This is a genomic window from Nocardiopsis sp. CNR-923 (assembly GCF_001942255.1).
Taxonomy (GTDB): domain Bacteria; phylum Actinomycetota; class Actinomycetes; order Streptosporangiales; family Streptosporangiaceae; genus Nocardiopsis.
On record NZ_MKKC01000085.1, the window covers coordinates 41605 to 50206 of the forward strand.

Sequence of the window (8602 nt, forward strand, 5' to 3'; positions counted from 1 at the left end):
GAGGTACTCATCGCGATCCCACCCGACCGTTCAGGCCACCGGTCGGCAGCCCGCGCCCCAGCCCCTGGAAGGCGCCCCCGTGGAAGAGCAGCGCCGACCGGTCGGTCCCCACAGCGGTGTGCAGAACGCGGCCGACGAACACCGAGTGGTCGCCCGCCTCGACCTCCTCCGCCACCTCGCACTCCATCCATCCCAGGGCCTCTGCGATCAGGGGCGCCCTCGTGCTCGGCCCGGGGAACCACTCCACGCAGGTGAACTGCTCCAGGCCCTCCGGCCGGGTGCGGCTCGCGAAGTACCGGGCCGTGTCCTCCTGTTCGGCGCACAGCACCGACACCGCGAAGTGCCCCTGCGAGACGACCGCCTTGTGCAGCCGTGCGGTCCCCGAGACACAGCACAGGACCAGCGGGGGGTCGAGGGAGACCGAGCAGAAGGCGTTGGCCGTCATGCCGTGGGGGGTGTCCCCGCCGACCGTGATCACCGTGACCCCGGTCGCGAACGTGGACATCACCCGGCGCAGGTCCACCACGTCAGGCCACCGCCCCTCGCTCGGGCACCCGGCCGACCGCCGCTCCGGCCCCGGCCGAGGCGTACGGCGCGAGGGCCGTGCGCAGCTCCTCGGGGACGCGGGTGGGAACGGTGGCCGTGTTCGGTCCCCTCATACAGGCGATCCGCTGGGATCCGCGGGCCACCAGCGTCTCCCCCTCCGGGGCCAACCGCATGTAGTCGAAGGAGAAGCCCACCTGGGTCTGGGTCAGCTCCCCCAGCCTCATCCGAACGGACAACTCGTCGAAGGCGGTGATCTCCGCGAAGAACTCGCAGTCCACCCGCAGCGTGAACAGCTTCAGGTCGTCACGCAGATCGGCCAGGACTCCGGGGGCCCGCTCCTTGAGGAACATCTCCCGGCAGCGCCCCTGCCACCGCAGGTAGTTGACGTAGTAGACGTTGCCCACCAGGTTGGTCTCCTCGAAGCCGACGGTGTGGCGGATCTCGTAGTAGTCGGACATCAGCTCTCCTCTCCGGCCAGGACGGCGAAGACCACCGGGTCGGGTTCGCCGTTGAGGGTGGTCACCCAGGTGGCGACGCGCAGGCCGCCGGACGCCAGGACCACCCATCCGTGCTCCAGGACCGCCTCCAACGTCAGCGCCCGTCCGGTGTCGTCCGTCTTGCGCAGGCACTCCAGGGCGCTCCACACCCGGGTCGCCGAGACGTGGACCGACTCCTCCGCCTCCTTGGCGACCAGGTCCCGTACCGACGCGGAGTCCCGGCCGAGCAGCCCTTCCCAGTCCTGGTCGGGGCGTTCGACGACGGTCTCCACGTCGCAGGCCAGGCGCCCCTGGCCCACGACGGCCAGGGTGACCCCGGCACCGTGGGAGGCGGAGACCCGCGCTCCGGGGATCTCCGGTCGGCCGTCCGGCCTGCGGCGCACCCGCACAGGACGGTTCAGCGCACGGCCGACCGCCAGTTCGGTCCTGCCCCCGCGCTCCTCGCTCCCACCTCCTGGACGGAAGTCGGGGTCGGGATCGACGACCACGGCCCTGGTGCCGCCGAGCGCCCCCTCCAGCTCCCTCTCCAGGTGGGACCCGAGCAGGGAGGGCACCCACGGACCGGGGCCGCCGCTCCTGCGCACGGCGCGCAGCCGCAGGCCCTCCCAGCGTTCGACCACACGTCCTGAGGGGTCCCGCACGTCCACGTCGTAGACGTAGGAGTCCCCCTCCTGGAACCGTTCGCGGGCCTCCAGGAGAACGCGTTCGGACTCCTGGTCCTTCGGCCGCGCCAGGAGGATCCGGTCCACGCCCTCGGGCAGGAGGGTGCCGTCGGGCACGCACGCCTGGAGGACGTGCATGGCGGCGTCGCGCACACCCGGGTCGGCCAGGAGCCGTTCCTGGGGCAGGAACGAACCGAACCAGTCGCCCTGCGTGGCCGTGGACAGTTCCGCGACCACGTGCCGGGCGCTCACCCTGCGGTAGGAGAGCAGCCGCTGGAACCTCTTGCCCTGGAAGAGCACGTCCCCGTACATTTCGGCGGGGTCGATCGGTACCGCGGGCAGCGGAGCCGCCGTCTCCCCCGTCCGGGCCTCACCGTCTCCCGGTTCCGGGCGCGGCCAGCGCAGGAGCGCGCGGAAGTGGTCGGCGTCGTAGCCGGTCTCCTCACTGCGGATGACGACCTCCACCGTGTGGGCGTCGCGCACCAGGGCGGCCACCCTCAGCGTGGTCCTGCCCCCGGGGCGGACGGCCGCCGGCCGCAGGAACCGCGCCCCCTCCATCACGGGCGGGCCCTCGTGCCCGCTGACGGCGGTGGCCACCTGGGTCATCGCCTCCATGCCGATTACGGCGGGGAAGAGCATGTCGCCGTCGAGCAGGTGGTCGTCCAGGTAGGGGTCGTCGGTCGAGGACAGTTCGGCCTCGGTGACCAGTTCGACTCCCGGGTAGTGCACCAGGACCCGTTCCACGAAGCGGCCGAGGGGCAGTTCGCGCTCCTCCGTGGCCAGTGTCGGCAGTCCACCGGTACGGCCGCTGACGACCAGGACGGGGCCCGCGGAGGGGTCGGCCAGCACCCGGTGAAGGACGGAGATCCCCTCCTCCGCGGACACGGGCGTGATGCCGTCCCGCATCAGGGCCTCGACCACGCCGAGGCGCTCCCCCATCCCCGCGCCGGACCACACCGACCACTCCAGGGCCAGAACCCGCGTGTGCGGGTGCGCCCGCCCGTACTCGACCGTCATCTCGCTGAGCCAGTCGTTGGCGGTGGAATAGTGCGCCTCACCGCGCAGTCCGGCCCGGCCGATGATGCTGCCGAACGTGACGAGCAGCCGCAGGCGCTCCGGGTCGAGGGCGTCGAGGACGGCGGCGAGGCCGTCGATCTTGGGCGCGAGCGTGCGCAGGAAGGCCGGTTCGGTGAGGCCGCCCACGGCGGTGGGCTCGTTGCGCCCCGCCCCGTGCAGCACCGCGCTCACGGTCCCCAGGTCCTCCTGGAGGGACCGCACCGCGCTCTGGACCTCCTCCTGCCGGGTGACGTCGGCCCGGGCGTAGCGGTGGCGGACACCGGCTGCCACCATGCGCTCCAGGTTCGCGGCCAGTTCGGCGTCCTGGTCCGGGTCCGCGCGCCCCAGGAGAGCGAGTCGGACCCCGTACTCGGTGGCCAGGGAGAGAGCGCACTCGGCGGTGATGCCCTTGCCCCCTCCGGTGACCAGCAGCACGTCGTCCGGGCCGAGCGGGGCGGCGCCCTCCTCTGCGGAGGCCTCCGCGGGGAGCGTGGCGCGCAGGACCGGCACGGTGCGTCGGCCCTCGGTGTCGTGGCGGGACTCCGCGTACGCCGAGGTGGGGGTGGCGGCGGTCTCGGCGACCACCCGGCGTACCGCCTCCTCGCGCGCCTCCGGGGAGTCGGGGGCGGGGTCGTGGAGGGTGACCACGGTGGTGGTCACCCCCGGCAGCTCCTGGTGCAGTGTCCTGGCCACCCCCGACGCGCCGCGTCGGCCCTGGACGACGACGAACCTCGTCCGCTCCCCGGCCGCCAGCACCGCACGGGCGGCGTCGAGGAACGTCCCGGCAAGGTGGGCGCCGCCGTCGGAGGGCAGGCACAGCAGGACACCGCCGCCGAACCCGGAGAGCGCCTCGCGCAGCGGCTCGGCCAGGGGGTGGTCCGCGGAGGCGTACACACTCCATCCCGCGCCGTCCGGGTCGGGCTCGGCGGGTGTCGCGCCCGTGGGAACGGCGGCGCGACGTGGGCGACCTCGAAGGCGCGGACCCAGGGGGCCACGCCCGGCGCCTGACCCGTCGCCGCCCTGCCGTCGTCGGTCCGGGACAGCGCGTCGACGGTGTCGGCCAGCTCACGCAGACTCGACGTGGCGTACCCCGAGGTCGCCCCCATCGGGGGCATACCCAGACGCTGGGTGACCTCGTTGACGATCTGTCCGACCGTGATGGAGCTCAGGTGGAGGTCGTCCAGCGGGCGCGTGTCGTCGCCCACCATGGACTCGGGGAGTTCGACCCGCTCGGCCACGAGTGCGCGCAGGAGCCCCAGTGTGTCGGCCCCCTCGGGGGTCTCGACGCCCGAGGGGGCCGCGTCGGCCGTCTCGGTTCCCACGGGCGTTGTGCCCTCGGTGCGTCCGACGCCGGTGCCGGGTGCGGTCTCGCACGGGCTGGCCAGGAACTCGAACTCCTCAGGGAACTCGCGGACCAGCCGCCCGGAGAAGAGCGCGCGGACGTCGACGGGGGCACCGAGCGCGTAGGCCGCGGCCACCGCGTTGAGGAAGGGCCTCAGCGACGCGGAGTCGGTGTCCACCGAGACGGCGGGAACGTCCGGGACGGCCGCGCCCGCCAGGCTGGTGAGGATGTGTCCCGGCCCCGCCTCGATGAGCAGGTCCGCCCCGCGCGCCAGCCGGGTGACCGCCTCGTGAAAGCGCACTGGGCGCACGACCTGGTCCCGCAGGAGCGTGCGCGGATCGGTGTCGGTGGACAGGTCCGTGCCGGTCACCGTGGAGACCACGCCCGGGGACAGGCGCCCGAAGTCGGTCTCGGCGAGCCTGCGGTCCAGCACCTCGGCCGCGGGCGCGACGAACGGGGAGTGGAAGGCGTGCGAGACGTTCACTCGGGTAGCGGTGATCCCCTCGGCGAGCGCCCGCTCGCGGATCCTCTCCACGGCCTCGGACGTGCCGGAGACCACCGTCTGCTCGGGGCCGTTGTACCCTGCGACGACCACGTCGGCCTCGCCGTCGATCAGGGCCGCCACCCGCTCCGGCGGGGCCGACAGCCCGGCCATGGCACCGTCGTCGCGCCCCGTCCGCGCCATCGCGCGTCCCCGGACGGCGGCCAGGTCGAGAAGGGCGGGGGCGTCGAGGGCGCCCGCCCAGTGCAGCGCGGTCAGCTCGCCGAGGCTGTGCCCGACCGCTCCGTCGGCCCCGACCCCGATATCGTCCAGGACGGCGAGAGCGGCCAGGGAACCGGCCACGATGCGCGGCTGGGCGACCTCGGTGGCCACCTGGTCCCCGCCCTCCGGGAGCCCGGCCGAGGCCAGGACCTCCTCGGCCCGGGCGAAGCGGCGCCGGAACGCTCCGGTACGGCCGCTTCCCGACCCCTGGCCGGGAAAGAGGTAGCGGATGCTGGGCGGCGTGCCGCGGTGGGCGAGGAACATCCCCTTGGCCGGGGCGACGACCTCCTCGTCTCCTGCGTCGATCCGTTCGATGAGGGCGGTCACCGCGTGTGCGGCCGCCTCGGGCGAGGACGCGACCACGGCGGCGCGGGCGAGGCCCCCGGCGCTCTCGGCGGCGAGCGCGGCCGCCAGGTCGGTGAGTTCGGCGTAGGAGAGTCTGGGCAGGACGTCGGCGAGCTCCGCCAGGCGTCGACGTACTCCGGAGAGGTCACCGGCGTCCACGACCAACAGCTCGGCGTCCTGCCTCCCGGACACCAACTCGCGGACACGGGCCGTCACGCCCGCGCTCGAACGGCCGGGAGACGACTCGACGGTGATGTGCGTGTTGACCCCGCCAAAGCCCATCGCCGAGACACCGGCGCGTACGGGGCGGTCCTCCGGCCAGGGCAGTGCCCGGTCGGGTACCCGCAGGGGCGCCGACTCCTCCTCCAGGCTCGGGTGGGGGTCGTGGTGACCGGTGGCGGGCGGGATGACCCGGTGGTACACGGCGAGAATCGCCTTGATCAGGCCCGCGACGCCCGCCGCGGCCTTGGTGTGGCCGATGTTGGCCTTGATCGAGCCGAGCGCCGCCGAAGGTCCGGCGGGAGCGGCCGCCGCCCTGCTCCCGCCGAGCGCGGCCAGCTCGGTCGCGTCGCCCAGAGCGGTCCCGGTACCGTGCCCCTCGAAGTAGCCGACCGTCTCGATCCCGTATCCGGCGCGGTCGTAGGCGCGTTCCAGGGCCCGGCGGTGTCCGCTCTCCTCCGGCCGGGTGATGCCGCCGCTGCCGTCGGAGGAGACCGCCCAGCCCGTGATGACGGCGTAGACACGCTTGCCCTGGGCGATCGCGTCCTCCTCGCGCATCAGCACGAGCGCCCCGGAGCCCTCCCCGGGCCAGAAGCCGTTGGAGTCCTTGTCATAGACCTTCATCTCGCCGGTGGCGAGTGCTCCGGTCTTGGCGAACCCGATCACCTCGAAGGGGTCGATGGACAGGTCCACTCCGCCCGCGAGGGCCGCGTCCAGGTCTCCCGAGGCCAGAGCGTTCGCCGCCGTGGAGACCGACAGCAGGGACGACGAGCAGGCTCCGTCGACCGTGTACCCGCCGCCGCCGAGGTCGAAGTGGTTGCAGACCCGGCCCGCGATGGTGTTGGACAGCCCTCCGGCGAGCGTGTCCTCGTCGATACGCGGGAACGGGGACTTGTAGGACTTCTCGAGGTCGGTGAGGAAGGCGTCCGCCTCCTCCTCCGCCCATCCGCGGTCGAGCAGGGCGGAGGCCACCGTCCGACGCACATAGGGCCAGCGCAGCCGCATCGTGTTCGCACGCGAGAACTCACCGGTCAGACTGTTTCCGATGACCACGCCCGTGGACCTTCGGGGAAGCCCCTCACCCTCCGGGAATCCGGCGTCCTCCAGGGCGCGGGACATCGTTTCGAGGGCGAGCCAGTGCGTCATGTCCGTGGCCCGGAAGGAACTTCCGGATACCCGATACCGCGCCCTGTCGAACGTGAACCCGCGAAGAACAGCGGCTTTTTCAGAGTAGAACCGGTCCTCTGCGGACGGATCCCTTGACCAGTAGTCATCCAGGTTCATCCGTTCGCTGGGCAGGCGCCGAAAAGCCCTTCGCCCCGCCAGTACGTTGTCCCACAGATCCGCTGGAGAATTCGCATCGGGATAACAGAGACCGATTCCTACAACAGCAACTCTGGTGCTTTCCATAACCCACCCGCAGACGCTTTCAGAAGATGACCCACACGCCAGGGAACACAGACCAATCATGCGTTGGACGGGGTGGTATGTCTTCTCCCTTTGTGCGCCCCGGGAGAACGGGTATTCCATAACAGCGTGATTATTGCTATGAGATCATCTCAAAAGCCCTGCGAGGTGCTCCTGAACCTGGCATGATCACCTGTTGTGAGCGATGTGTTGCCCGAGGGGTTCTGGGAGATCGTCCAGCCGCTACTGCCTCCCGCGCCGAGGACCGGCCGCCCCCGTGTGGACCAAAGAGCCGTGTTGACCACAGTGCTGTTCGTCCAGGCATCAGGGTGCTCCTGGGAGAAGGCCGACGGCCTGTTCGGCGTCACCCGAGCCACCGCCCACCGCTGGTTCCAGACCTGGACCGAGACCGGCCTGTGGCCCCGCATCCACCAAGCAGTCCTGGATGAGCTGGGCAGACGCGCCCTGCTGGACTGGTCCCGCGCCACCGTCGACTCCCAGTCGATCCGCGCCAAGAGAGGGGGAGAACACGGGGCCAAACCCCACCGATAGGGGCAAGTCCGGCTCCAAGCTCCACCTGCTGTGCGACAACCAGGGCCTGCCGCTGACCTGCGCGATCTCCGCGGCCAACGTCAACGACATCGAAGCACTCAAGCCCCTGGTCCGAGGTATCCCCGCGGTGCGATCGCGGCGAGGTCCCCGGCGGCGGCGTCCGGCCAAGCTCCACGGCGACAAGGCCTACCACTCCCGGGAACAGCGTCGCTGGCTGCGCGAACGCGGCATCGGAGTGCGCCTGGCCCGCCCTGGCATCGAGTCCTCCCGACGCCTGGGCCGACACCGGTACAAGATCGAGCGCTCCATCGCCTGGCTGGGCTCCTACCGCAGGTTGAACGTGCGTTGGGAGCGCAAGGCCTCCAACTTCCTGGCCATGCTCGGTATCGCCTGCATCCTCATCTGCTACAAGCACCTGGCCAAGCACGCTGATGGCTTTTGAGATGAGCTCTATGCGTCCGCGATCACTGGGCATTCCGAGGTTGTGGGCACACCACATGACTGGGACTTCTGGCTCGTGGGTACCGATATCAATGACGCTGTGCGCAATCTGTACAGCGATCCCGCCCGCCCTGGATTGACCACTAACAGCGCGCGTTACCGGATCTGGGTGGTGACCTGGGGGCAACTGCTCGATCAGGCTGAACGTCGTGTGCAGGCTTTCCGTTCTGCGCTCGAATTGGTTTCGACCGAGCAGACCAGCCGAGACTACCTTCAGAGCAAACATGCAGAGTTCATCCCGCCCTTGGTGGACAGAGACACGCCTCAGTGACATCGTGACGTGTTCCGCCAGGCTCTTGGCCGAAAGCCCCATACTGATCACTCTTCAGGGAATTCCGCACCAGGTGCCGGGTGTGGTGGAGGCTGTCGTGTGTGCCTGGATCGCGCCTCCCGTCACTCGGTCCGGGGCAGTGGCTCCGGGGCGACCTCTACCTTGCGTGTCGGTGCGCTCGGAGACCACTCATCGTCCAGGATCGAGTGGACGATGGAGTCGCGCCAGGCGTCCCGGGTCCACAGGTGCCGACGGATCCGTCCTTCCTCCACCATCCCGGCCCTGAGCATGACGCGCTCGGAGGCCCGGTTGTCCGGCGATCGCGCACCCCAGATCCGTTTGAACCCTAGACGAGTCTTTCCGAACACGTTCAGTGGTCGTAGGCGGTCAGTGAACGGCTGACCGCCTGGCCGGTCTGGAAGTTGCGCCAGATCGCGGCCG

General features: G+C 71.0%; 6 protein-coding genes and 1 pseudogene. 2 read left to right on the forward strand and 5 right to left on the reverse strand.

Features of this window, described 5'->3' with window-relative positions; translation table 11 throughout:
- Positions 1–7 precede the first annotated feature (7 nt).
- The 4 genes and pseudogenes from BJF83_RS13670 to BJF83_RS29145 form a co-directional block, all read right to left on the reverse strand.
- A complete protein-coding gene (locus BJF83_RS13670) occupies positions 8–526 on the reverse strand; it encodes a flavin reductase family protein (protein ID WP_075926604.1) in 519 nt (172 codons plus the stop codon).
- Between the two features lies 1 nt (position 527).
- Positions 528–1004, reverse strand: a complete 477-nt coding sequence (locus tag BJF83_RS13675) for a thioesterase family protein (RefSeq protein ID WP_075926605.1) — start codon at positions 1002–1004, stop codon at positions 528–530.
- Entirely contained in the window at positions 1004–3655 is a 2652-nt protein-coding gene (locus tag BJF83_RS29140) for an SDR family oxidoreductase (protein WP_262391533.1), read from the reverse strand. The genes BJF83_RS13675 and BJF83_RS29140 overlap by 1 nt, the downstream gene beginning before the upstream one ends.
- 731 nt (positions 3656–4386) lie before the next feature.
- Positions 4387–6960 (reverse strand): annotated as a pseudogene (locus tag BJF83_RS29145) (type I polyketide synthase); the annotation flags it as partial.
- Positions 6961–7035: 75 nt separating this feature from the next.
- On the opposite strand from BJF83_RS29145, the gene BJF83_RS13690 reads away from it, so the two are divergent.
- Positions 7036–7831, forward strand: a protein-coding gene (locus BJF83_RS13690) for an IS5 family transposase (protein WP_143831884.1) whose coding sequence is annotated in 2 segments (ribosomal slippage) — positions 7036–7367 and positions 7366–7831 — 798 coding nt in all. Because the reading frame shifts where the segments join, the coding sequence is not laid out codon by codon here.
- 99 nt (positions 7832–7930) lie between these two features.
- On the forward strand, positions 7931–8161 hold the full coding sequence (locus BJF83_RS26775) for a hypothetical protein (protein WP_158070369.1): 231 nt from the start codon (positions 7931–7933) through the stop codon (positions 8159–8161).
- Positions 8162–8283: 122 nt separating this feature from the next.
- Here the strand turns inward: BJF83_RS26775 and BJF83_RS13695 are convergent.
- Positions 8284–8602, reverse strand: a 319-nt coding sequence (locus tag BJF83_RS13695; RefSeq protein ID WP_262391534.1) for a GNAT family N-acetyltransferase, incomplete at its 5' end; no start/stop codon positions are given.

Bases quoted from the DNA above. Each gene is read 5' to 3' on its own strand.
- BJF83_RS13675 (WP_075926605.1), bottom strand. From the start codon at position 1,004: ATGTCCGACTACTACGAGATCCGCCACACCGTCGGCTTCGAGGAGACC.